19 protein-coding genes and 1 tRNA gene are annotated in these 24,800 nt (G+C 58.0%); 10 read left to right on the plus strand and 10 right to left on the minus strand.

Annotated elements, in window-relative coordinates; all coding sequences use genetic code 11:
- Position 1: 1 nt before the first annotated feature.
- A complete protein-coding gene (locus tag ACIQ3A_RS03360; RefSeq protein WP_396430350.1) occupies positions 2-1,849 on the minus strand; it encodes an extracellular solute-binding protein in 1,848 nt (615 codons plus the stop codon).
- A 94-nt stretch (positions 1,850-1,943) separates the two neighbouring features.
- On the opposite strand from ACIQ3A_RS03360, the gene fabI reads away from it, so the two are divergent.
- On the plus strand, positions 1,944-2,759 hold the full coding sequence (fabI, locus tag ACIQ3A_RS03365) for an enoyl-ACP reductase FabI (RefSeq protein ID WP_396430351.1): 816 nt from the start codon (positions 1,944-1,946) through the stop codon (positions 2,757-2,759).
- Positions 2,760-2,994: 235 nt separating this feature from the next.
- Here the strand turns inward: fabI and ACIQ3A_RS03370 are convergent, their stop codons facing one another.
- Positions 2,995-5,268 carry an Orn/Lys/Arg decarboxylase N-terminal domain-containing protein gene (locus ACIQ3A_RS03370; RefSeq protein ID WP_396430352.1) on the minus strand — a complete coding sequence of 758 codons (2,274 nt, stop codon included), beginning with the start codon at positions 5,266-5,268 and terminating at the stop codon, positions 2,995-2,997.
- 197 nt (positions 5,269-5,465) lie between these two features.
- Between ACIQ3A_RS03370 and ACIQ3A_RS03375 the strand changes: the two genes are divergently transcribed.
- Positions 5,466-5,556: transfer RNA gene (locus ACIQ3A_RS03375), tRNA-Ser, on the plus strand.
- 106 nt (positions 5,557-5,662) lie between these two features.
- On the opposite strand, the gene ACIQ3A_RS03380 is transcribed toward ACIQ3A_RS03375, so the two are convergent.
- The 4 genes from ACIQ3A_RS03380 to ACIQ3A_RS03395 form a co-directional block, all read right to left on the minus strand.
- Positions 5,663-6,829, minus strand: a complete 1,167-nt coding sequence (locus tag ACIQ3A_RS03380) for a branched-chain amino acid ABC transporter substrate-binding protein (protein WP_396430353.1) — start codon at positions 6,827-6,829, stop codon at positions 5,663-5,665.
- 115 nt (positions 6,830-6,944) lie between these two features.
- Positions 6,945-7,214, minus strand: a complete 270-nt coding sequence (locus ACIQ3A_RS03385) for a hypothetical protein (RefSeq protein WP_396430354.1) — start codon at positions 7,212-7,214, stop codon at positions 6,945-6,947.
- Complete coding sequence (locus ACIQ3A_RS03390; RefSeq protein WP_396430355.1) at positions 7,211-7,645, minus strand: DNA polymerase III subunit chi; 435 nt, start codon at positions 7,643-7,645, stop codon at positions 7,211-7,213. The genes ACIQ3A_RS03385 and ACIQ3A_RS03390 overlap by 4 nt, the downstream gene beginning before the upstream one ends.
- Before the next feature lie 10 nt (positions 7,646-7,655).
- Complete coding sequence (locus ACIQ3A_RS03395) at positions 7,656-9,158, minus strand: leucyl aminopeptidase (RefSeq protein WP_396430356.1); 1,503 nt, start codon at positions 9,156-9,158, stop codon at positions 7,656-7,658.
- Positions 9,159-9,181: 23 nt separating this feature from the next.
- Here ACIQ3A_RS03395 and lptF point away from each other — a divergent pair, with 23 nt between their 5' ends.
- From lptF to ACIQ3A_RS03420, 5 genes are read left to right on the plus strand one after another with little or no spacing between them, the layout of a single operon-like run.
- The gene (gene lptF, locus ACIQ3A_RS03400) at positions 9,182-10,291 is read left to right on the plus strand and encodes an LPS export ABC transporter permease LptF (RefSeq protein ID WP_396430357.1); all 1,110 of its coding nucleotides are present in this window, start codon (positions 9,182-9,184) and stop codon (positions 10,289-10,291) included.
- Positions 10,288-11,394 carry an LPS export ABC transporter permease LptG gene (lptG, locus tag ACIQ3A_RS03405; protein ID WP_396430358.1) on the plus strand — a complete coding sequence of 369 codons (1,107 nt, stop codon included), beginning with the start codon at positions 10,288-10,290 and terminating at the stop codon, positions 11,392-11,394. Before lptF ends, lptG begins: the two co-directional genes overlap by 4 nt.
- Positions 11,391-11,783: a sirohydrochlorin chelatase gene (locus tag ACIQ3A_RS03410; protein ID WP_396430359.1), complete on the plus strand. Its 393-nt coding sequence runs from the start codon at positions 11,391-11,393 to the stop codon at positions 11,781-11,783. The genes lptG and ACIQ3A_RS03410 overlap by 4 nt, the downstream gene beginning before the upstream one ends.
- 43 nt (positions 11,784-11,826) lie before the next feature.
- Positions 11,827-12,768: a CysB family HTH-type transcriptional regulator gene (locus tag ACIQ3A_RS03415; RefSeq protein WP_396430360.1), complete on the plus strand. Its 942-nt coding sequence runs from the start codon at positions 11,827-11,829 to the stop codon at positions 12,766-12,768.
- 42 nt (positions 12,769-12,810) lie between these two features.
- Positions 12,811-13,980 carry a pyridoxal phosphate-dependent aminotransferase gene (locus tag ACIQ3A_RS03420; RefSeq protein WP_396430361.1) on the plus strand — a complete coding sequence of 390 codons (1,170 nt, stop codon included), beginning with the start codon at positions 12,811-12,813 and terminating at the stop codon, positions 13,978-13,980.
- Positions 13,981-14,055: 75 nt separating this feature from the next.
- On the opposite strand, the gene def is transcribed toward ACIQ3A_RS03420, so the two are convergent.
- From def to smc, 4 genes are read right to left on the minus strand one after another with little or no spacing between them, the layout of a single operon-like run.
- Positions 14,056-14,595: a peptide deformylase gene (def, locus tag ACIQ3A_RS03425; RefSeq protein ID WP_396430362.1), complete on the minus strand. Its 540-nt coding sequence runs from the start codon at positions 14,593-14,595 to the stop codon at positions 14,056-14,058.
- Positions 14,592-16,721 carry an NAD-dependent DNA ligase LigA gene (ligA, locus tag ACIQ3A_RS03430; protein ID WP_396430363.1) on the minus strand — a complete coding sequence of 710 codons (2,130 nt, stop codon included), beginning with the start codon at positions 16,719-16,721 and terminating at the stop codon, positions 14,592-14,594. Before ligA ends, def begins: the two co-directional genes overlap by 4 nt.
- A gap of 16 nt (positions 16,722-16,737) precedes the next feature.
- Positions 16,738-17,778, minus strand: a complete 1,041-nt coding sequence (locus tag ACIQ3A_RS03435) for a cell division protein ZipA C-terminal FtsZ-binding domain-containing protein (protein WP_396430364.1) — start codon at positions 17,776-17,778, stop codon at positions 16,738-16,740.
- Between the two features lie 21 nt (positions 17,779-17,799).
- Positions 17,800-21,333 carry a chromosome segregation protein SMC gene (smc, locus tag ACIQ3A_RS03440; RefSeq protein WP_396430365.1) on the minus strand — a complete coding sequence of 1,178 codons (3,534 nt, stop codon included), beginning with the start codon at positions 21,331-21,333 and terminating at the stop codon, positions 17,800-17,802.
- A 145-nt stretch (positions 21,334-21,478) separates the two neighbouring features.
- Here smc and dapC point away from each other — a divergent pair, with 145 nt between their 5' ends.
- Genes dapC through prmB form a run of 3 tightly spaced genes read left to right on the plus strand, consistent with a single transcriptional unit; the run spans position 21,479 to position 24,734 of the window.
- Positions 21,479-22,699, plus strand: a complete 1,221-nt coding sequence (dapC, locus tag ACIQ3A_RS03445; protein ID WP_396430366.1) for a succinyldiaminopimelate transaminase — start codon at positions 21,479-21,481, stop codon at positions 22,697-22,699.
- Complete coding sequence (gene dapE / locus ACIQ3A_RS03450) at positions 22,696-23,859, plus strand: succinyl-diaminopimelate desuccinylase (protein ID WP_396430367.1); 1,164 nt, start codon at positions 22,696-22,698, stop codon at positions 23,857-23,859. The genes dapC and dapE overlap by 4 nt, the downstream gene beginning before the upstream one ends.
- On the plus strand, positions 23,856-24,734 hold the full coding sequence (gene prmB / locus ACIQ3A_RS03455; RefSeq protein WP_396430368.1) for a 50S ribosomal protein L3 N(5)-glutamine methyltransferase: 879 nt from the start codon (positions 23,856-23,858) through the stop codon (positions 24,732-24,734). The genes dapE and prmB overlap by 4 nt, the downstream gene beginning before the upstream one ends.
- The last annotated feature ends 66 nt before the right edge of the window (positions 24,735-24,800 follow it).

Below are 24,800 nucleotides of genomic sequence, written 5' to 3' on the forward strand. Positions count from 1 at the left end.
TTCAAGGGCCTTTCTTGACGACAGCGTTGCTGGTCGTTGCACTGCCCGATTGGAGGGGCTTGGCGTTGGCCGATCTGGACCACCAGACCGTGGTCACCAAAGCCTCGGGCTGGTAATAGCGCGGCAAGCTCGCGGGACGATCAAAGGCGGCAGCCCGCCACGAAACCCGGTGAACCGCGCCATACCAATGTGGCACCACGTAATGACCATGTCGCAACACCCGGTCCAGTGCCCGCAAGCTGGCCACCAGTTCAGGCCGGGTGCTGGCGCTCACCGCTTTGTCCAGCAAGGCATCCACCACCGGGTCTTTCAGGCCCAGCACATTGCCCGAGCCTTCCACATCGGCCGACTTGGAGCCAAACCTCTCCAGCAATTCGGTGCCAGGGGCTTCGCTGCCCACGGTGCGGTTGCTGATGATGTCGAAGTCAAACACATCCATGCGCTTTTGCAGCAACGCAAAGTCGATCACTTTGTATTGCACCTGAATACCCAGCTTTTCGAGGTTCTTGGCAAAAGGTGTGACCACCCGCCCCATCGAGCCCGAGCTGTCCAGAAACTCCAGGGTCAAGGGCAGGCCTTGGGCATTGCGCAAAGCGCCCTCGCGGTAAGTCCAGCCAGCGTCTTTGAGCAAGTCTCGGGCTTGGCGCAGGTGGTCGCGCAAGGTGTGGCCCGAGTCGCTAGCAAGCTCGGTTTTGGGCGGCTGCGGCACCTCTTGCTCAAACACGGCGGAAGACAACTTACCCCTCAAAGGGGCCAGTAAAACCAACTCTTCGGGGCCAGGGCGACCCTTGGCTTCGAAGTCACTGGCCACAAAGTTGCCGCGCACCCGGCTGTACGCGTTGTAGAACAACTGCCGGTTCAACCATTCAAAATCCATGGCCAGTGCGATGGCTTGGCGAACTCTGACGTCCTTGAACTTGTCACGGCGCAAATTGAATAAAAAGCCCTGAAAATCCCCCGCATTGCCATGGGGCAGCTCGGCCTTGACCAGTTCGCCACGCTCAAATGCCCGACCCGTGTAGGCCCGCGCCCATTCACGCGCCACAAAAGACTGCATGTAATCGAACTCGCCCGCCTTGAAGGCTTCCAGCTGCGCCGTGCTGTCTTTGTAAATTTTGTAAGTGATCCGGTCAAAATTGAAAAGTCCTTTACGCACATTCAGGTCTTTGCCCCAATAGGCCGGGTCTCGCACGTAAGTGATGTCCTTGCCAAACTGCACAGGTCCAATGCGGTAAGGTCCTGATGAGATGGGCACGTCCATGACCATTTGATCCAGTGGTTTGAGTGTGTCACCTTGCAAACCCCATTTTTGGCTAAAAACGGGCAAGCCGCCCACGATCAAGGGCAGTTCGCTGTTGGGACGCACAAAATCAAAGCGGATGCTGCGCTCGCCCAAGACTGTGGCCGTTTTCACTTCTCCAAAATAAGTGCGGTACTGGGGTGCAGCATGCTTGCTGGTCAGTCGCTCAAAGGAATGTCGGACGTCAGAGGCGAGTACCGGGTCACCGTTGTGAAAGCGCGCCTGCGGGTGAATCTGAAAAGTGACAGACATGCGGTCGGGTGCGACCTGGATGTCCGAAGCCAACAAGCCATAAGCGGTGGTGGGCTCTTCCATGTTGCCCACCAGCAAGGTGTCGAACATCATGCCCAGCATGGACGGTGGCGCACTGCCCTTGAGGGTGAAGGGGTTGTATTTGTCGAAATTGGACTGCCGTGTGGGCGGCACCAAAACGATCTCGCCACCTTTAGGCGCCGCAGGATTGACATACGAGAAATGGGTAAAACCGGCAGGGTAGCGAATGTCTCCAAACTGGGCATAGGCATGGACGGCCCAAGCGTTGCCTGTCATCCAGAGCCCGAGGGCCAGCCAACACTTTGTCCAAAATCGAGCCATGGGTCTACGCATGCGACAATTCTGCACACATTTTTCAGAAGTTGATGACATGACCACAAAAACAGGATTTCTTTCGGGCAAAAAGCTCTTGATCACCGGCGTGCTGTCCAGCCGCTCGATCGCTTACGGCATCGCCAAAGCCTGCCATGCCCAAGGCGCCGAGCTGGCTTTCAGCTATGTGGGTGAGCGCTTCAAGGATCGCATCACCGAATTTGCGGCCGACTTTGATTCCCAACTGATTTTTGATTGCGATGTGGGCAGCGACGAGCAGATTGACAAGCTGTTCACCGACCTTTCAGCCACCTGGCCCAAGTTGGACGGTTTTGTCCATGCCATCGGCTATGCCCCACGCGAGGCCATTGCAGGTGATTTCCTGGAAGGCCTGTCGCGTGAAGGCTTCAAGATCGCCCATGACATCAGCGCCTACAGCTTTCCAGCCATGGCAAAAGCGGCTCTGCCCTACCTGAACGACAAATCAGCCCTGCTGACGCTGACCTATCTGGGCGCTCTTCGCACAGTGCCCAACTACAACACCATGGGACTGGCCAAAGCCAGCCTCGAAGCGTCCGTGCGTTACTTGGCCGAGTCGCTGGGCAGCCAGAACCGGGGCCTGCGAGCCAACGGCATTTCAGCGGGCCCCATCAAAACCCTGGCGGCCAGTGGCATCAAGGGCTTTGGCAAAATTTTGTCGGTGGTGGCCGAGGCCTCACCCATCCGGCGCAACGTGACCATTGAGGACGTCGGCAACGTGGCGGCATTCTTGTTGAGCGATCTGGCGGCAGGCGTGAGCGCCGAGATCACCTACGTGGACGGCGGCTTCAGCCAAGTGGTCGGCGGCATTGCCGAGCCAGCGACTGCGGGTTGATCAACCACTAGCGGCGGCCTGTTGGCGGCCAAGATCGGCATTCAACCGACGCATCCTCCAGAATTAAAAAGCGGCCAAGGCCGCTTTTTTCAATTCTCCCCCGCAGGTGAGTTGGGGCCGTGTGTGGGTGCGATATGGCAAAGTGAAGCGCCTCTGAGCCCCCGAACAGGGCCAAAACTCACCTGCCCACCCCAGGACCTCAAGACCCAAGAGGCACACATTCAACGCACAAGTCTTAAGCCTTCACGCAATCCGCAAAATAGCGCGTCTTGCCCTCTTCGTCCTTGACCTCGACCAGGCCATGGATGTCGGTTTCAAAACCTGGGCACTTCTCGTTGAACTCGCGTGCGAACTTGAGGTAATCGACGATCTTCTTGTTGAAGACTTCGCCAGGGATCAGCAATGGAATACCGGGCGGATAAGGCGTGACCAGACCCACCGTGATGCGGCCTTCCAGGTGGTCGATTTCCACCCGTTCTGTCTTGCGCTGGGCAATGTGGGCATAGGCATCTGAAGGGCGCATGGCCGGGGCCAGGTCCGACAAATACATGTCGGTCGTCAAAATGGCGATGTCGTATTTGGCGTACATCTCGTGCACATGCTGGCACAAATCGCGCAAGCCCATGCGCTCATAGCGCGGGTGCTTTTGGCAGAATTCCGGCATGATTTTCCACATCGGTTGGTTCTTCGCGTACTCGTCCTTGAACTGTTGCAAAGCCGTGAGCAGAGAATTCCAGCGGCCCTTGGTGATGCCGATGGTGAACATGATGAAGAAGCTGTACAGGCCCGTCTTCTCCACCACCACGCCATGCTCGGTCAGGAACTTGCTGACGATCGAGGCTGGAATGCCGGTCTTGTCAAACTTGCCGTCCAAATCCAAACCCGGTGTCACGATGGTCGACTTGATCGGGTCCAACATGTTGAAGCCGTCGGCCAGTTGGTTGCCAAAGCCGTGCCACTTGCTGGTCTTCTTGCGGGGATCGTTGCGCAATATCCAGTCATCAGCGCGGCCTATGCCTTCTTCGGCAAATTTTTCCGGGCCCCAGACCTTGAACCACCAGTCTTTGCCGTACTCGGCGTCTATCTTGCGCATGGCGCGGCGAAAATCCAGCGCTTCGGCAATGCTTTCTTCCACCAGCGCTGTGCCGCCAGGTGGCTCCATCATGGCGGCGGCCACATCGCAGCTGGCAATGATGCTGTACTGGGGTGATGTCGAGGTGTGCATCAGATAGGCCTCGTTGAACAGCGGCCTGTCGAGCTTGGTGTTTTGAGCGTCTTGCACCAGCACATGACTGGCCTGGCTGATCCCGGCGAGCAACTTGTGGATCGACTGTGTGGCGTACACCATCGACTCTTTGGGACGGGCGCGTTTTTTACCCATTGAATGGTAAGGGCCATAAAACGGGTGAAAAGCCGCGTGCGGCAACCAGGCCTCGTCAAAGTGAAGGTTCTCTACATAGCCATCCAGCATGCTCTTGATGGTTTCGGTGTTGTACAGAACGCCATCGTAGGTTGACTGCGTGAGGGTCATCACGCGGGGCTTGACCTTTTTCGGATCTACGCCCTTGAGCAAGGGGTTGGCCTTGATCTTGGCCATGATGGCCGCAGGCTCGAACTCACTTTTGGGGATCGGGCCAATGATGCCGAAATGATTCCGAGTGGGCTTCATGAAAACGGGAATCGCGCCGGTCATGATGATGGCGTGCAGGATGGACTTGTGGCAGTTGCGGTCCACCACCACCACGTCCCCGGGCGCCACAGTGTGGTGCCAGACGATCTTGTTGGAAGTGCTGGTGCCATTGGTCACAAAAAAGCAATGGTCGGCATTGAAAATGCGGGCGGCATTGCGCTCGCTTGCGCCAATGGCCCCGTTGTGATCCAACAACTGCCCCAACTCTTCCACCGCGTTGCACACATCGGCGCGCAGCATGTTCTCGCCATAAAACTGGTGGTACATCTGACCCACGGGACTTTTCAGGAAAGCCACGCCGCCTGAGTGCCCCGGGCAGTGCCAGGAGTAAGAACCGTCTTCTGCGTAATCGAGCAAGGCCTTGAAGAAAGGTGGCTGCACGCCTTCCAGATAGCTTTTGGCCTCGCGGATGATGTGCCGCGCCACGAACTCTGGCGTGTCCTCGAACATGTGGATAAAACCATGCAACTCGCGCAGGATGTCGTTGGGCAAATGGCGTGAAGTTTTGGTTTCACCGTAAATATAGATGGGCACATCGGCATTTTTGCGGCGCACCTCGTCAATAAACGCGCGCAAATTGATGACGGCGGGATCTAGATCCGGGCCTGGCGAGAACTCTTCATCGTCAATCGACAGAATAAAGGCGCTGGCTCGGCTTTGTTGCTGGGCAAATTGCGACAAATCGCCGTAACTTGTGACCCCCAAAACCTCAAAGCCCTCAGCGACGATGGCATCAGCCAAAGCACGGATACCCAAGCCCGATGTGTTTTCGGAACGGTAGTCTTCGTCAATGATGACGATGGGGAAGCGAAATTTCATGGGCTTTTGGGGCTGTGCGCGTTAAAGGGACAAAGGAATCCAAGCAGAGGCGAAGTTTAAGGATAAAAAGACCTGATTCAACGGTACAGATCCGAATTCAGCAAAAATCATTCCGCCAAATCCGGCAATAAACCCTCTCAGGAATTGCACGCCATGGCCTCGGCCTGCCATTTTCCACTGCTACAATAGCTGGCTTAGGAGCGGTGGATGAGTGGTTTAAGTCGCACGCCTGGAAAGCGTGTGTGGGTTAATAGCCCACCGCGGGTTCGAATCCCGCCTGCTCCGCCAAAACAAAAAAGCCTGCACATATTTTGTGCAGGCTTTTTTTCGTCGGTACATTCAACAAGGCATTGAATGCCTTGTTGAACAAGCCCCCGAAGCCGGGGGCTAAAAATCAGCGGACCACAGCCAACTGTGAACGCTCGCCACCTTTGTAGGTGTACAAGGTCAAAGCGCCATTCTTGATGTCGCCTTTTTCGTCGAAAGCAATGTTGCCGGTCACGCCCTTGTAGTTGATGGCCTTCAAGGCAGGCAGGTACTTGGCTGGGTCAGCCGAACCTGCGGTCACCATAGCGGTGGCCATCACTTTGACAGCGTCATAAACGTAAGGGGCATACACCTGCACATCGGCGTTGTATTTGGCCTTGAAGTCAGCGCGGAACTTGTCCATGCCGGCCTTTTGCTCGCCCTCGACACCGCCGGCTTCAGCGCAGAAAACGGTGTCGTCTTTCATGGCGTCACCAGCCAGCTTGGCCAACTCAGAAGTGCAAATGCCATCGCCGCCCATGAACTTGGCATTGATGCCCAAGGATTTCATCTGACGCAACATCGGGCCAGCCACCGCGTCCATGCCACCGAAGAAAACGACGTCAGGCTTTTTGGCCTTGAGTGTGGTCAGGATGGCGTTGAAGTCAGAGGCTTTGTCGGTGGTGAACTCATGACCGACGATGGTGCCGCCAGAGGCCGTAGCGGCCTTCTTGAACTCTTCGGCAACGCCTTGGCCATAGGCCGTGCGGTCGTCGATCACAGCGATGTTTTTACCTTTGAGGGTTTCCACGGCGTATTTGCCGAGGGTGCCACCCAAATGGACATCGTCAGCCACCACCCGGAACGCGCCGGCGTAACCCTGGCGGGTGTACTTGGGGTTGGTGGCCGAAGGAGAAATCTGGGGAATGCCAGCGGTGTTGTAAATTTGTGAAGCAGGAATGGTGGTGCCGGAGTTCAGGTGACCGATCACGCCATTGACTTTGGCGTCCACCAGCTTTTGGGCAGCTGCAGTGCCTTGCTTGGGATCCGCTGCGTCGTCTTCGGTCAACAACTCAAACTTGACCGCCTTGTCGCCGATTTTCAGGCCCGCAGCATTGAGCTCTTCAATGGCCATGCGGCCACCGTTCTCGTTGTCTTTACCCAAGTGGGCAATGGCGCCACTGACTGGGCCAACGTGACCAATTTTGATCACTTGAACATCAGATGCGGCCTCTTTTTTGCCACACGCTGCCAAAACAACTGCGGCAACGGCCACAGCAACCACGGTCAATGAACGAACACCAGAAAATTTCATGGAATCTCCGAAAATTAATTTGCTTCAATTAAGCAAGGGGCAAAGATACTTCAAAAACAAGCATTTTGGGCTTAGGGAAAACCAAAACCCTCGCAAATATTCTGGTGATATGGGATCAGGGAGATTCCCGATCGAGCCGGGACCGTTTGAGCCAGACTTGGTGAATGCTGTTGCGCACCAACTCAGTGGCCAAACGTGCCATCTCAGGGCGCAGCTCGAGCATCAGCTCGTCTGCCAAGGCCAGAAAAGCAGCCTTTTCATGCGCCCGGGCTTCCAAAGCAGCCTGCACCACTGGGGGGATGTCCGAATCGGCAATCACCGCACTCAGAACAGGCGCATTCAAAGGCATTTGTTCTGGAAATAACCCGGATGATGGGGATGTCATGGCAAATGACCCTTTGACAAATCGTGTTGCGCCAAATCGTAGCCCTGCTTTGTGTAATGTCGCCAGCGCTCACGAGCCGTCATGCGCCCATGGTCGTCGGTGGCTACCATTTCAATCAGCCGCTCAAATTTCTCAAAACCTTGCGGCACCTCGTCCCCCAAATTCACCAGCACGTCCAACCCGGTCAACTGCAGCGGGTCGACATGAAGCCGAATGGGCGAAGCGGCTTGAATACTTTGAACATCGTCCGCATGGCTGTGCGCTAAAAAGTCAATTTCCGAGAAAGTCCAAAGCATGGCATCCAGTTGACGCAAGGTCGCCTCGGAGCCGACCACACCCAAACGCAAAGACTGGCTGTGGGCTTTCCTTAACAGCCGGCAGGTGTATTGCAGGCGATCGACGGTATTGAAATGGAATTCAATCCGGGTCATCTTCACTCCGTCAAGGGCGGCGAGCTGATGTGGAACGGGGTGAAGTTGTCTTGATGGGTTTCTCGCCGGCCTGAGCCAACAAGTAATGCAGCAACAACCCGACAGGCCGGCCCGTTGCCCCCTTGGCCGCGCCGCTTTTCCAGGCAGTGCCAGCGATGTCCAGATGCGCCCAAGAAAAGCGCGATGCAAAACGCTGCAGAAACTTTGCTGCCGTGACCGATCCCGCCTGGCGCCCCGCCACATTGGCCACATCGGCGTAACGTGACTTGAGGCCTTCGGCGTAGTCATCGTCCAGGGGCATGCGCCAACAGGCATCCCCAGACGCATCACCCGCTGACTGCAGGGCTTGCGCCAAGGCATCATCACTTGAGAAAAGGCCTGAGCGCACCGCCCCCAGGGCAATCACACAGGCACCTGTCAAGGTTGCAATGTCGATCACGGCTTGTGGCTTGAACCGCTCGGCGTAAGTCAAGGCATCGCAAAGCACCAAGCGGCCTTCGGCATCGGTGTTCAAAATCTCGATGGTCTGACCGCTCATGCTGGTCACCACATCTCCAGGCTTAACGGCCAGGCCATCGGGCATGTTCTCTGTTGCGGGAATCAGCCCGACCACGTTGATGGCGGGCTTGAGTTCACCCAGCGCCTTGAAAACCCCCAGGACACTGGCTGCACCGCACATGTCGTATTTCATCTCGTCCATTTCGGCCGCTGGCTTGATGGAAATACCCCCCGTGTCAAAGGTGATGCCTTTGCCCACAAGCACCACGGGTGCCTGGCCTGCTGCGGCGCCGTTGTAGCGCAACACGATGAATCGCAAAGGCTCTGCCGCGCCTTTAGCCACAGCCAAAAAGGCCCCCATGCCCAACTTGGTCACTTCTTTAGGGCCCAGCACCTCGCATTTGAATGGGCCCGCTTTGGCGATCGACTTCGCTGCATCGGCCAGCATGGTGGGGGTGGAATGGTTGGCAGGCCGGTTGGCCCACTCTTTGGCTACTTCCACGCCAGCCACCAAGGCCTGCGCATGTGACAAAGCCGCGCGAAGCCCCGCGGTGACCGTATGGGCACTGACAACGACTTGCTTGAGTGTTCTGGGTTTGGGCTTGCTCAAGGTGCTGGTGTAGCTGTAACTGGCATCGGCCAGAGACGTCACCACTGTCTGTAACCCCTGAGGGGACAGATCGGCCGCCGCGTGCAGCCCGATGCGTTTGATTTTGGAAGACTTGAGGACAGCCCAGGCAGCGTTCACAGCACTGCGCACATGGGCCGTCGTGCCGTCCCCCACGCAAGCGATCACCAGGTGTCGGGCCTTGACACCCGGATGGGCATACAAAGACAAAACTGAACCCGCTTGGTGCTCAAAATCTCCGTGCCGCAAAGCTGCCTGCACCAAAGCGGCAATCGGGTTTTGCCCAGAGACCAACGCCTCGTCTTTTGAGGGCCACAGCACAATCAGGGCGTCCAGATCGTCACGAATCACACTGGACAAGACGCGCTTTTGGATTTCGAAGTTCATAATTCAGTTTTTCCTTCCCGCCGATGTTATTCCATTCTTCTTTACGCAAAGACCTTGCCCGGAATTTCGGGGCCACGCTGGTGGTGCTGGTCACCATCGTGATCACCATTATTTTGATCCGGACCTTGGGGCAGGCCAGCCGAGGCACTGTCAACCCGTCCGAGGTTTTGCTGGTCATGGGCTTCAGTGTGCTCAGCCAGCTCACCACCATCATGACCTTGAGTCTGTTCATCACGGTGGTGGCCACACTTTCCCGCATGTACAGCGACAGCGAAATGGTGATCTGGTTTTCCAGTGGACAAGGTTTAGGGCATTTTGTCCAACCCCTTTTCCGCTTTGCTTGGCCCCTGTTGTTGATTGTGACCTTGCTGGCCTTGTTTGCATGGCCCTGGAGCAATCAGCAAATTCAGGACCTCAAACACCGGTTTGAAAAACGCAACGACATTGAACGGGTTGCACCCGGTCAATTTCAGGAGTCTTCCGGGGGTCAACGTGTGTTTTTCATCGACAAGGACACCCCGAACAACCGTTTTGGCCGCCATGTTTTCATCTCCAGTCTGGACGGCAACATGGAAAGCGTGACCACGGCGCAACAAGGCCGCATCGAGCTCATTGGCAATGATCGATTCCTGATCCTCGAAAAAGGACAGCAGTGGCTGACGAACCGAGAAACGGGTGAAACCCGCCTGACCCAGTTTGAACACTACGAACTGCTGATTGATGACAAAGTGAATCTGCCTGACTTGGCATTCACCAGCCGCCACACCCCCACCTGGGACCTGATCAAAACCCCCAACCGCGAAAACCTGGCCGAGCTCTCTTGGCGTTTGGGCCTGGGTCTGGCGGGCATCAATTTGTTGCTGATTGCATTGGCCGTTTCGACAGTCAACCCCCGGGTCGGACGAAGCTACCACCTGGGCCTGGCCTTGTTTATTTTTATCGCTTACTACAACATGGTCAACGTGGGCCAAAGCTGGATCAGCACGGGACGCTGGAGCGTTGCGTCATTCATGCTCACTTTGCATGGTGGCGTATTCGTGCTGGCCGTACTCTGGATTGCAGCGAGGCATTTCAACGCGTCCTGGCGCTTTTTAATGCCCACCAGAGCAGCACCCAACAAGGGCGCAGCATGAAAACCGTTCGCAGCTTATTGCATGGCGAAATCATCCGGGCCGTGGCCTTTGTGGCCTTTGGCTTTTTAGCCTTGTTCCTCTTTTTTGACCTCGTTGATGAACTGCAAAACCTGGCTCGCCTGGCCAGCCAGGGTTACAAACTTCAGCACGCCTTGTTGTTTGTGGCGCTCAAAACACCGACTCACCTGTATGAGTTGCTGCCCATCTCGGTGCTGATTGGCTGTATTTTTGTCATGGCCCGGCTGGCGCAAAGCTCAGAATTCACCATCTTGCGCACTGGTGGGCTGGAGCCGCTCAAAGCCTTGGGCACCTTGCTTCAACTGGGCGTCTTTTTTGTTCTCGTGACTTTTTTGATGGGTGATTACGCAGCGCCTTGGGCCGATCGACAGGGCGTCCTGATCAAAGCCCAGTTTCAAGGCAACCTGACCGTGGGACAGACGGGCGCCTGGCTCAAAGAACGCCAGGAAAGCCGCCACTTTGCTGTGAACGTCCGCAGCTTTGACGGTATCAGCCAGATGCAAAACGTCAGGATTCACGAATTCAACGAGGACGGACAGTTGCTGGCCATTACCACGGCGCCAAAGGCACAAATCGAGCCGAATGCGTGGCGACTGCAGCAGGCTGAGCAAAAGTCGATCCTTCCGATAGACGGTCAAAAAACCCTCCAATACCGCTCCGTCACGCTTGCCACTTTGGTTTGGCCCACCGAGATCAGTGGCGACATGGTGGCTGCCGCTGTGCTCAGTCCGGACCACATGCGAACCTGGGAACTTTTCAAGTACGTACGCCATTTGTCCAGCAACAACCAAAATGCCCAGCGTTACGAAATTGAGTTCTGGCGCAAGGTTTTCTACCCTTTGAGTTGCCTGGTGATGCTGGTCATGGCCTTGCCGTTCGCCTACTTGCACTTTCGCTCAGGCCAGATTGCCGGGCATGTCTTTGCCGGTGTTTTGGCGGGCATCAGCTTTTCACTGCTGAACAACGTCTTCAGCTTTGCAGGCATTTTGCAAAACTGGCAGCCCTGGCTGACCGCTGCGGCACCGGCACTGATTTACAGCGCAATTTCCCTGCTGGGTTTTTGGTGGATGGTGTTACGACAATGAAGACAAACTTTTCCGCTCAAACAGGTGTGATCTTGTTCGCCCACGGCTCTCGCGACCCGCTTTGGCGGCTGCCGATTGACGCTGTGGCCCAGCAAATGACCCAAAGATGGCCTGGCATGGCGGTGCAATGTGCCTTTTTGGAACTGACCACCCCAGACCTTTCCTCGACAGTAGAAAACTTGATGAAGCAAGGAAAAACACATGTGCGGATCGTGCCCATGTTTCTCGGGGTTGGCAGACATGCCCGTGAAGACTTGCCGCAGTTGGTCACCGATTTGATGGCGGCCTACCCTCAAGTCCAGTTTGAGTTGCTGCCCGCTATTGGCGAACACCCGGCCATGATTCAACTCATGGCAGAAATCGCCGCCGATCTGCCATCCGCCTCATAGACAGTTAAAGCATAATGATGGCCATCGATATGCCATTAAATGTATGAACTTGCACCAATTTCGCTTTGCCCAAGAGGCGGCACGCCGAAACCTGAATCTGACTGAAACAGCCAAGGCCTTGCACACCTCTCAGCCCGGCGTGTCCAAAGCCATCATTGAGCTGGAGGAAGAATTGGGTATTGAAATCTTTGCTCGCCACGGCAAACGGCTGAAACGCATCACCGAACCTGGCCAGCATGTGCTGCAAAGCATTGAGATCATCCTGCGTGAAGTCAGCAACCTGCGCAAAATTGGCGACCAATACAGCGCACAAGACAACGGCACCTTGTCGATCGCCACCACCCACACCCAGGCGCGCTATGTGTTGCCCATTCCAGTGGCCAAGCTGCGCGAAAAATACCCCAAGGTCAACATCAGCCTGCACCAAGGTGCGCCAGACCAAGTGGCCAAAATGCTGCTGGACGACACGGCCGAAATCGGTATCGCCACCGAGTCACTCTCAGCTTACGAGGAATTGGTAACCCTGCCGTGCTACGAGTGGCAACATGTGCTGGTCTTGCCGCTTGACCACCCTTTGACCCGCCAAGACCATCTGTCGCTGGAAGACATTGCCAGAGAGCCCATCATCACCTACCACCCGTCCTTTACAGGGCGTGGCCGCATAGACCAGGCGTTTGCAGCCAAAAAGCTGCACCCCCGGGTCGCCTTGGAAGCCATCGATTCAGACGTGATCAAAACTTATGTCCGCCTGGGTCTGGGCATTGGTATCGTGGCCGAAATGGCGGTCAAAGACGATCCGGTGAAAGACTTGGCGGTCCGACCCCTGGGTGCCCTGCTGGGCATGAACGTCGCGCGTGTCGCGTTCAAACGTGGTGCTTATTTGCGCCAGTTTGTTTACCACTTTGCCGAATTGCTCAGCGACCGCCTGACCGCGCCGCTGATCACCAAAGCCATGAACGGGCACGTGAACGATTACGAACTTTGAGTGCCCCACGTTTTTTGCTGTTTCAACTTCCCCTATCTCACCATGAACGCTCGCAGCCCCACCCTCGTTTCCAAAGCGCCCCACATGGGCACCACCATTTTCACGGTCATGTCGGCCCTGGCCACTGAAAAGAATGCGGTCAACCTCGGCCAGGGCTTCCCTGATTTTCCGTGCGATCCCAAGCTATTGGACCTGGTGAACGACGCCATGCGAGAAGGCCTGAACCAATACCCGCCCATGACCGGCGTGGCCCCTTTGCGCGAAGCCGTGTCGCGCAAAATCGAAGCGCTCTATGGCCGCCGCTACGATCCGGCCAGCGAAATCACTGTGACCGCCGGTGCCACCCAGGCCATTCTCACCATCGTGCTGGCGATTGTTCACCCGGGTGACGAAGTGATCGTGCTTGAGCCCTGCTATGACAGCTATGTCCCCAACATTGAACTGGCGGGTGGTGTCTTGGTGCGCGTACCCCTGACACCGGGCACTTTTCGGCCTGACTTTGACAAAATCCGTTCTGCTATTTCGCCCAAAACACGGGCCATCCTGATCAACTCACCCCACAACCCAAGCGGCATGATTTGGTCCAAGCAAGACATGCTGACTTTGCAGGACATTTTGGCCCCGACCGACATCGTGCTCATCAGCGACGAAGTCTACGAGCACATGGTCTATGCACCCAACCAGCATTGGAGCGCGGCACACTTTGACGGCCTGGCCGCCCGCGCCTTCATCGTGTCCAGCTTTGGCAAGACTTACCACGTGACGGGCTGGAAAGTCGGCACCGTCGCCGCCCCAGCCGCGTACACAGCCGAGTTCCGCAAAGTGCACCAGTTCAATGTATTCACCGTGAATACCCCCATGCAACATGCCCTGGCCCGCTACATGGCAGAGCCTGCGCATTACTTGGAACTGCCTGCTTTTTACCAACGCAAGCGTGATTTGTTCCGAAATGGTCTGGCACAAACCCAATTCAAATTGCTGCCCGGCGAGGGCACTTACTTTCAGTGCGTGGACATTTCAGGTCTGAAAGTGCCGGAGAAAAACCTGAGCGATGCCGACTTCTGCAAATGGCTCACCACCGACATTGGCGTAGCCGCCATCCCACTGTCGGCCTTTTACGGCAACGGCTTTGACCAAAAGGTCATCCGTTTTTGCTTTGCCAAAAAAGATGAAACGCTGCAGGCCGCGCTGGAGAAGTTGAAGGGGCTTTAAGGACAAGGGCCGCGTTGACTTTTACAACGCAATGCCCGCTCCCCGCTTGAATGCTTTGGCGATGGCTCAGCTTGGTCAGTCGTCTTCGGCCGCACTGATCTCAGGAAACAACACGTCGGTGAAACCAAAGCGTGTGAAATCACGCACACGCATCGGGTAGAGTTTGCCGATCAGGTGGTCACATTCGTGTTGCACCACACGGGCATGAAAACCTTCGACCGTGCGATCGATGGCGTGGCCCCACTCGTCAACGCCGGTGTAACGAATGTGCGACCAGCGTGGTACGACACCACGCAAACCGGGTACCGACAGACAGCCTTCCCAGTCCTCCTCTTCGTTGACGCCCAAAGGCGTGATCACAGGGTTGATGAGCACGGTTCGAGGCACCAGCGGCCGATCGGGATAGCGCGGATTCACCGCTGCACTGCCAAAAATGACCACCTGCAAATCGACACCAATTTGCGGCGCAGCCAAGCCAGCACCATTGACGGCCGCCATGGTCTCGCGCAGATCGGCAATCAGGGCGTGCAGCACGGGTGTGTCGAAGGCTTGCACAGGCTTGGCCACAAGCAACAGGCGGGCATCGCCCATTTTGAGGATGTCACGAATGGTCAAGGTTTTTCTCCCATCAAAAGTTTGGCCAGTCCTGCATCGTCCAACACCGGCACTCCCAACTCATTGGCCTTGTCGAGCTTGCTGCCCGCCTCGGCACCGGCGACCACATAGTGGGTCTTCTTGCTGACCGAGCCAGCCACTTTGGCCCCTAGGGCTTCGAGTTTTTCTTTGGCTTCATCACGGCCCATGCTTTGCAGCGTGCCCGTCAGCACCACGGTGATGCCCGAAAGCGGCATTTCAGTCGGAGCCAATGCCTCACCTTCGGGCCATGTAATTCCAGATTCACGCAGGGCTTGCACCACTTCGCGGTGGTGCTGCTGGTCAAAAAAGGTGCGGATGCTGTGCGCCACCACAGGCCCGACATCGGGCACTTGCAGCAGGGCTTCTTCGCTGGCCACCATGATGGCATCGAGTTGGCCAAAATGGCGGGCCAGTTCCTTGGCCGTGGCCTCGCCCACATGGCGTATGCCCAGACTGAACAAAAAGCGGCCCAGTGTGGTTTGCTTTGATCTTTCCAGCGCGTCGAGCAGGTTGACCGCTGATTTTTCAGCCATGCGGTCCATGTTGGCCAAATTACCCAGCTTCAGGTGGTACAGGTCTGCCAGCGTTTTGACCTGCTCCGAATCAACCAATTGGTCCACCAGTTTGTCACCCAGGCCTTCGATGTCCATGGCACGCCGGTGTGCAAAATGCCAGATCGCTTGCTTGCGTTGCGCGCTGCAAAACAAGCCTCCCGTACAACGGTGGTCGGCTTCGCCTTCTTCGCGTTCGGCCAAGCTGCCGCACACCGGGCAATGGGTCATCATGGTGAACTGGGCTGCATGGGCTGGGCGCTGATTCAACACCACTGACACCACTTCAGGAATCACGTCGCCAGCACGTCGCACGATGACCGTGTCGCCCACCCGCACATCCTTGCGGCGAGCTTCCAATTCGTTGTGCAGCGTGGCGTTGGTGACCGTCACGCCGCCCACAAAAACAGGGGCCAGTTTGGCCACGGGCGTGAGTTTGCCGGTGCGGCCCACCTGCACGTCGATGGCCAGCACCGTGGTCATTTCTTCTTGCGCTGGGTATTTGTGGGCCACAGCCCAGCGCGGCTCGCGGGTCACAAAACCCAAGCGGGCTTGCAAGGCCAGGTCATTGACCTTGTAAACCACGCCATCGATGTCATACGGCAGTGCATCGCGCGCAGTGGCCATGCGTTGGTGAAACGCCACCAGACCTGCTGCACCTTGCACGCAGGCCGTTTGCTCGGCCACCGGAAAGCCCCAAACTTTGAGTTGCTGCAGCATGTCAAAGTGTGTGGTCCAGTGCGGGCCGGCTTCTTCAGCCGGAGTGATGTCGCCCAGGCCATAAGCAAAAAAACTCAAAGGGCGCTCTGCGGCAATGCCCGAGTCGAGTTGGCGCACAGCGCCAGCAGCGGCGTTGCGCGGGTTGACAAAAGTTTTTTCACCTTTGACGCCGGCTGCAATGCGCTGACGCTGGCGTTCGTTCAGCGCCTCAAAATCATCACGGCGCATGTACACCTCTCCTCGTACCTCCAGCACGGCAGGGGCTTGTGGTGGCAGTCGCAAAGGAATCTGCCCAATGGTGCGGATGTTGGCGGTGACCTCCTCACCGGTTTCACCATCGCCCCGGGTAGCGGCCTGCACCAACACCCCGTTTTCATAGCGAAGGCTCATGGCCAGCCCATCAAACTTCAGCTCGGCCACATACTGAACCGGCGGGTCCGCCTCGGTCAAACCGAGTTCCTTGCGGATGCGGGCGTCAAAGGCCTCGGCGCCGCTGGCTTCAGTGTCTGTTTCGGTGCGAATGCTGAGCATGGGCACGCGGTGTCGCACTGCCGCAAAGGCGTCCAGCACCTTGCCCCCCACACGCTGGGTCGGCGAGTCGGGCGTCAGCAGTTCGGGGTGGGCCGATTCCAGCGCCTGCAACTCACGAAACAGTCGGTCGTATTCAGCATCCGGAATTTCAGGGGCGTCGAGGGTGTAGTAAGCGTGCGCATGCTGGTGCAGCAAACCCCTCAACTGGGCCGATCTCTGGGCAGGCGACACCGACGGGTTCGCTGCGCTGTATTTGGCGGAATCGCCCGGTGGCAGGTCGCCAAACAAGTCCGGGTGGGACATGTGATTTGCGTCTGGATCAGGAGAAAAGGCGGCGTGCTTGTGGCGTTCCTGCCGACAATTCACGCGCAGCCAGAGCGTCGTAAAGTTGTTGCAGATCGTTGGCAATTTGGTCCAACACCTGTTCGCCCAAGATCTGCCCATTGCCATCGGTCACCACACCGTCCATGTGCTCTGCTAGCAGGCGGGCCGCCTCGCGCAAGCGCTCAAAAGGCTTGTCTTCACGGTCAATTTGCGGCACATCCAGACTGAGCGAAAACTCTCGGATCGCCGACAAAGCCGGGTCTTCAGCCATGGCCGCCTGGGTGTCAAAAGTCAGGGACAAAATGGGAGGCAAACCCGCTACGGCTGAGGGCAAGACCATTCGGCCGGGGATCACGCCCGCCACAAAACCCAAACGCGCCGCATGCTGTTGAATATAGCCAGGGCTCCAGGCTGAAGCTCTGGCGCACAAGGTAAAACTCAGTTGGGCATCGTGGGCACTGGCGAACTGGTCGAGTTCACGTGCGCGTGCTACTTCTTCCAGCATGTCGCTGAAGTTGGGCGTGCCACCCACGGCATCCGCAAATGCCTGGGTTTTCACCACAAACTCAGAAAATTCGATGTTGTTCAGGGCCCCCACACGGTTGGCCAACTGAACGCCGGCCTGGAAAGCCGAGTAACGACGTCCCGCCACCAAGGCCTCCCATTGCCCGGTCAGATCGCTGCACCCTTCGACATGAAATGGCTTGGTGCCCACCCGACGCGTCACAGGCAAAGCGGCCAAAGCCGCATCACCGGACACAGGGTGATCCACCTCGATGGTGGCAATGACATCGATCAAGGCATCCAACTGGGGTTTGCGTTCAGGTTGCGGCAAGCTGGCGAAGTCATCGGTCAAAACAGGCTCTGTCGGCTCCACAGCCTGCGGATCCTGTACATCGGACGCGGCCCCGACTGGCTCGATTTGGGGGTCAGCCTGTCGCGGCACATTCTTTTGGGATGTCCAATAGTTGTAGAGCACCACAACACCCAGCGTGAGGGCCCCGACTGCGGCCAAACTCAGCTGCAACGAACTCATTGAATCAAACATAAAGGAACCTCAGGCCTCGTCGGCCATAGACACTGCGGATTCCATGTCCACAGCCACAATGCGTGACACGCCCTGCTCCTGCATGGTCACGCCGATCAACTGCTCGGCCATTTCCATGGCGATCTTGTTGTGGCTGATGAACAGGAATTGGGTCTCTTTGCCCATGCTCTTGACCAACTTGGCGTAGCGCTCGGTGTTGGCATCGTCCAGCGGCGCATCCACTTCGTCAAGCAAGCAAAACGGTGCGGGATTGAGCTGAAAAATCGCAAACACCAGCGCGATCGCAGTCAGGGCTTTTTCACCACCAGACAGCAGATGAATGGTTTGGTTCTTCTTGCCCGGCGGCTGCGCCAGCACCTGGACACCCGCGTCCAGTATTTCGTCCCCGGTCATGACCAAGCGGGCGTTGCCGCCGCCAAACAACTCGGGGAACATGCGGCTGAAGTGCTCGTTGACGATCTTGAAGGTGCCACCCAACAGTTCGCGGGTCTCGGCATCGATCTTCCTGATGGCGTCTTCCAGCGTGTTCATGGCATCGGTCAAGTCAGCGCACTGGGCATCCAGGAAGGTCTTGCGCTCGCGAGAGGTGGTCAACTCCTCCAGCGCAGCCAGATTGACCGGGCCCAGGGCCGCGATCTCGCGGTGAATGCGGTCGATTTCAGTTTGCAGGCCCGTCACGCGCACCTGGCCCGCCTCGATCGACAGGGCCACCGCGTCAAGGTCAGCTTGGGCATCGGCCAATAGTTGTGCGTACTGCTCCAGGCCGAGGCGCGCGGCTTGCTCCTTGAGTTGCAAATCGGTGATGCGCTGACGCAAGGGTTCCAATTCGCGTTCAAAGCCGACGCGTCTTTCATCGTTGGCGCGCAGTTTGGCGGTCAGGTCATCGTAGGCACTGCGACGGGCAGCCAATGCTTGTTCGCGTTCCATCTTGGCTGCGAGCACGTTTTGCAAACCGGCTTGGGCTGCGGCATCCGTCAGGCGGCTCAGCTCATCGCGCGCACGCTGCATCTCGGCATGAATGCTGCTGACTTGCTGGTGTGCCGTCTCGATGGTCCGGTTCAGCTCGGCACGTCGGGCATCCAGGCTGCGCTGCGAGAACTGGGCTTCCTGAGCGCGTCGCTCCAGGCTGCGTTGTTGTTCCCGGCATTCAGCCAGCTTGCGCTCGGCCTGAATAACGCGCTCATCCAGTTGTACGTGGCGCTCCTGGGTGTCGGCCAGTTGCATGTCCAACTCTTCAAAGCGGGCTTCTGCGGTGACCCGGCGTTCTTGCAACTCGTCCAGCAAAGCCTCAAGCTCGGCCAGATCGTTGCTGATCTGTTCGCTGCGGGCACGGGTTTGCGCGACCAGCTGTGACAAACGCAGGGTTTCAACTTGCACCTCGTGCGCACGCGACTGGCTTTCGCTGGCTTCGCGTCGCACGCTGATCAGGCGCTGCGAAGCGTCGGCATAAGCCGCTTCGGCCCGAATCAAGGCGCTTCGGCTTTCTTCCGATATCAGGGTTTGGGCGCGCTGCTGCTTGTCGAGGTTTTCAATGTCCTGCGCGCGTGCCAGCAAGCCCGCTTGTTCCGAATCCTGGGCGTAAAAAACCACGCTGTTCAGTTCCACGGCATGGCCTGCTTGCACCAACAGCGTTTCACCAGGCTTGAGCTGGCTGCGCCAGGTCAGCGCGTCTTCCATGCTGGGAGCTGTGAAGCACCCCTGCAGCCAATCGGTCAGCAATGCCAGCAACCCGGCATCGGAAATGCGCAGGTAATCGGCCAAAGGCCGGCAGCTGCCGGGCAAGCCTCGCGCTGGATCGCTGACAGCCAAAGACCTCAAGGGCGGGCTGAAAAATGTCAGTTTGGCGGGTGGTGCATCGTTTGCAAAAGCACGCACCATGTCCAGGCGCGAAACCTCCAGTGCTGAAAGACGCTCGCGCAAGGCCGACTCAAGGGCATTTTCCCAGCCCGACTCGATGTGAATGCGGCTCCACAAGCCCTCCAGCCCATCCATGCCGTGTTTCACCAGCCAGGGTTTGAGCTTGCCGTCTGTGCGAACTTTTTCTTGCAAGGCCCTGAGTGCTTCGATGCGGGCGCTCAAATCAGCCAGACGCGCAGACTCTTCGTTGACGGCCTTTTGGCGCGTGCGGCGGTCTTCGTCCAGAGCAGGCACCTGTTCTTGCAAATCGTGCAAACGGGCCTCGGACTCGGCCGACTGGGCTTCGGCCGCAGCCAATTGCTCTTGCAGGGAATGCAGGCGGGCTTCGTCGGGCGCGGCCAGTGCGTTGCGATCGATCAGCAGGCGCTCGCGGCGCTGATCGAGTTGGCGTGATTGCTCTTCAATGTTGCGTTGGTCTGCGGCCAGCACACCAATTTGCTGCTGCACCTGGACCACACTGGCACGCTGGGCATTGGCATCGTTTTGGGCCTTGCGCAGGGCTTCCTCCAGATCGGGCAAGACCGTGGCCTGGTCTTCGACCTGGGCGGCCAGCGTCATGCTCTGGTCTTCGGCCAATGCCGCTTGCTCAGACAGGGTTTCCAGCTCGGCTTGTGCTCCCTGGCTGCGGGTGCCCCATTCAGCCGTTTGCACCACCAACTGCTGCAAACGCTGTTCGGCACGCTGGCGGCCTTCAACCACAAAGCGGATTTCGGCCTCAAGACGTCCCAATTCGGCACTGACTTCGTACAAAGCACCCTGCGCCTGGTTGACCTGATCGCCCGCCGCGTAATGCGCCTGACGGATGGCCTCGAGGTCTGCTTCGACATGGCGCAGATCGGCCATGCGCGACTCCAGGTCGTTCACCGCTTTATCCACATCGGACTTCATCCGACCCTGGTCAGCCTCTGCATCGCGACGTTTTAAAAACCACAACTGATGCTGCTTGAGCGTGCTGTCGGCTTGCAAGTTGTTGTAGCGCAAAGCCACCTCAGCCTGCTTTTCGAGTTTTTCCAGGTTGGCGTTCAGCTCGCGCAGGATATCGTCGACCCGGGTCAGGTTCTCGCGCGTGTCGGACAATCGGTTTTCGGTCTCACGGCGGCGCTCTTTGTATTTGGAGACACCCGCGGCTTCTTCGAGAAACAGGCGCAGCTCTTCGGGGCGCGACTCGATGATGCGGCTGATGGTGCCCTGGCCGATGATGGCGTAGGCGCGCGGTCCCAGACCCGTACCGAGAAACACATCCTGCACGTCACGGCGACGCACAGGCTGGTTGTTGATGTAGTAACTGCTGTTGCCATCGCGTGTCAGCACCCGCTTGACCGCAATTTCGGCAAACTGGCCCCACTGCCCACCGGCGCGGTGATCGGCGTTGTCAAACACCAACTCCACACTGGCCCGACTGGCAGGCTTGCGGGTGTTGGTGCCGTTGAAGATGACGTCCTGCATGGATTCGCCACGCAACTCGGAGGCTTTGGACTCGCCCAACACCCAACGCACCGCGTCCATGATGTTGGATTTGCCACAACCATTGGGACCGACCACGCCCACCAATTGCCCGGGCAGCAAGAAGTTGGTCGGTTCGGCGAACGATTTGAAGCCTGAAAGCTTGATGGAATTGAGACGCACGGCGGCCAGGACAATCTAAAAAAGAATACGAAATGACGACACCTGCGCATCGCCACCCAGTGCAAAAAGCCCGAATGCAGGCTGATCCAACAGTCTTCAATATTAACCCAGCAGGCCAGCCCGGATGATCCCGGATAATCGAGGGATGAATCCCCTTCTAGCCAAGCTTCAGCCCTATCCCTTTGAACGGCTGAAACAACTGTTTTCATCCGTCACACCCAACCCAGCCTTGAAGCCCATCAGTCTGGGCATCGGTGAGCCCAAACACGCCACCCCAGTGTTCATTCAGGAAGCGCTCAAGGCGTCTGTCGCCACCGGCCTGTCGGCTTACCCCGCCACAGCGGGCGAACCGGCCCTGCGCCAGGCCTGTGCTGCTTGGCTTGAAAGCCGCTACAAACTCACACTGGATGCGGCCACACAGATCCTGCCGGTCAACGGCTCCCGTGAAGCCTTGTTTGCACTGACACAAACCGTGATTGACCCAAGCCGCGTGGGCGCCACCGTGGTCAGCCCCAATCCTTTCTATCAAATTTACGAAGGTGCTGCCTTGCTCTCTGGGGCCACCCCTTATTACGTGCCCAGCGACCCGGCGCGCAACTTTGCCATCGACTGGGACAGCGTGCCTGCCGAGGTTTGGGCCCGCACACAACTGCTGTTTGTCTGCTCCCCAGGCAACCCCACCGGCGCGGTGATGCCCTTGCCTGAATGGCAAAGACTATTTGCCCTGTCAGACCAGTACGGTTTTGTGATCGCCTCGGACGAGTGCTACAGCGAAATTTATTTCCGCGAAGAAGCGCCCTTGGGCGGCCTGGAGGCGGCTCAGCAACTGGGCCGGACCGACTTCAAACGCCTGATCACCTTCACCAGCCTGAGCAAGCGCAGCAATGTGCCCGGGCTGCGCAGTGGATTTGTGGCGGGCGATGCGGCCATCATCAAAGCCTTTTTGCTCTACCGCACCTACCACGGCAGCGCCATGAGCCCGGTGGTTCAGGCCGCCAGCATCGCCGCCTGGGGCGACGAAGGCCACGTGGTCGACAACCGCAACTTGTACCGAACCAAGTTCGCCCAGGTCACGCCCGTGTTGGCCGAAGTGCTGGATGTGAAGTTGCCGGATGCCAGCTTTTATCTTTGGGCGGGAGTGCCTGAAGCTTGGCAAGCTGATGACGCCGCTTTTGCCCAAGCCCTGTTTCAGGCCGAAAGCGTGACGGTGCTGCCCGGCAGCTACCTGGCACGTGAATTCAATGGCAAAAATCCTGGACAAGGACGCATCCGCATGGCGCTGGTGGCCGACACCTCCGAATGCCTGGAAGCCGCCCACCGCATCGCTCGCTTTGTGCGTGCACACCCCAGCAAAGTCCCAGCATGAGCACTTGTCACAACACCCTGCGCCTGGCCGAACAATTGATCGCCAAGCCATCCATCACGCCCGATGACTCGGGGTGCATGGACCTGATCGTCGATGCACTCAAGCCCCTGGGCTTTGTTTGCGAATTCATGGACTCCGGACCCGACAGCTTCCGTGTGCGTAACCTGTGGGCCAAACGTGCGGGACGGTCCGGCCAAACGCTGGCTTTTGCAGGACACACCGATGTGGTGCCCACCGGTCCACTCACGCAATGGGACAGCGACCCCTTCACCCCCACCCACAAAGACGGCAAGTTGTTTGGGCGAGGCGCGAGCGACATGAAAACATCGCTGGCAGCCATGCTGGTGGCCGTACAGGAATTTCTCGCCACCACACCCGACCCTGACTTGGGCATCGCTTTTTTACTGACCAGCGATGAAGAAGGCCCTGCCCTGGATGGCACGGTGGTGGTCTGCAAACAACTGGTCAGCCGAGGCGAAGCGCCACAGTTTTGCATTGTGGGCGAGCCCACCTCGGTGCAGCAAACCGGTGACATGATCAAAAACGGACGCCGCGGCACACTCAGCGGCAAGCTCACCGTCAAGGGCGTGCAGGGCCACATCGCCTACCCGCACCTGGCCGACAACCCGATCCACCGCCTGGCCCCGGCGCTGGCCGAGCTGGTGTCGACGCGTTGGGACGAGGGCAATGCCTTTTTTCAACCCACCAGCTGGCAGGTGAGCAACATCCATGCGGGCACGGGCGCCAGCAACGTCATCCCCGGCGACTGCGTGGTGGATTTCAATTTCCGCTTTTGCACCGAGTCGACCCCCGAAAGCCTGCAGCAGCGCCTGCACGCCGTGTTGGACCAACACGGCCTGAAGTACGCGCTGAGTTGGACCCTCGGCGGCCTGCCGTTTTTGACCACGCCGGGCACCCTGGTGGCCGCTGTTCAGCTGGCCATCCATGACGAAACCGGCCTGACCACCGAACTTTCAACGACTGGCGGCACCAGTGACGGCCGTTTCATCGCGCAGATTTGCCCCCAGGTGGTCGAGTGTGGTCCGCCCAACGCCACCATTCACAAGATCAACGAGCATGTGGCATTGGCCGACATGGCGCCACTGAAAAATATCTACCGCCGCACTTTGGAAAAGCTCAACGCAGGGCTGTCTGAATGAGCGCAATGACCCTGTCCGCATTGATCGAACCCTTGGCCAAACGCCTGCAAGATGCAGGCGTGGCCTTTGGTCACGGCACCCTCAACGCCTTTGACGAAGCCGCCTGGCTGGTGCTCTGGCGGCTGGGTCTGCCACTCGACACCGAGCTCGACACCCTGAGTCACCCACCCATCACGCCCGAACAGCTTGAAGCCTGCAAGGCCTTGATCGAAGAGCGCATTGCCACCCGCAAACCCGCCGCCTACCTGACGCGCGAAGCCTGGTTGCAAGGCGTGTCTTTTTACGTCGACGAGCGGGCCATCGTGCCACGCAGCCTGATTGCCGAGGTACTGGCCGACGGCACCATCGACGCTTGGCTGAGCGAGCACACCCGACACGTGCTGGATCTTTGCACCGGCAATGGCAGCTTGGCCGTGCTGGCGGCGCTGGCCTGGCCCGAGGTGAGGGTCACCGGGGCCGATATTTCTGACGATGCACTGGCCGTGGCCGCCATCAACAACGAACGCCATGGTGTGCAAGATCGTGTGAAATTGGTGCACAGCGATGGCTTGGCCAGTCTGCCCGGCCCGTTTGATCTGATACTGTGCAACCCGCCCTATGTCTGTCAGGCCAGCATGGACGTCTTGCCCGCCGAATACCGCGCCGAGCCCGAACTGGCTTTGGCTGGCGGCACAGATGGCATGGACTTTGTCCGACAATTGCTGCGCGATGCACCTGCACGCATGAGCGAAAATGCGGTACTGGTCCTTGAAATCGGCCATGAATGCGAACACTTTGAAGCCGCCTTTCCCAACTTGGAAGTGGTCTGGCTGGAAACCAGCGCTGGCGATGACCAGGTTTTGCTGATCACCCGCGAAGCACTTTTTTCGCTGTAGCAGTGGTCTCTGACCACAAACAGTTCAACAGCATTTTCATCGCGGTCACAGACCGCTCCCTAACGC

Origin of the sequence: Limnohabitans sp., assembly GCF_044361985.1 — a bacterium.
GTDB lineage: Bacteria > Pseudomonadota > Gammaproteobacteria > Burkholderiales > Burkholderiaceae_C > Limnohabitans_A.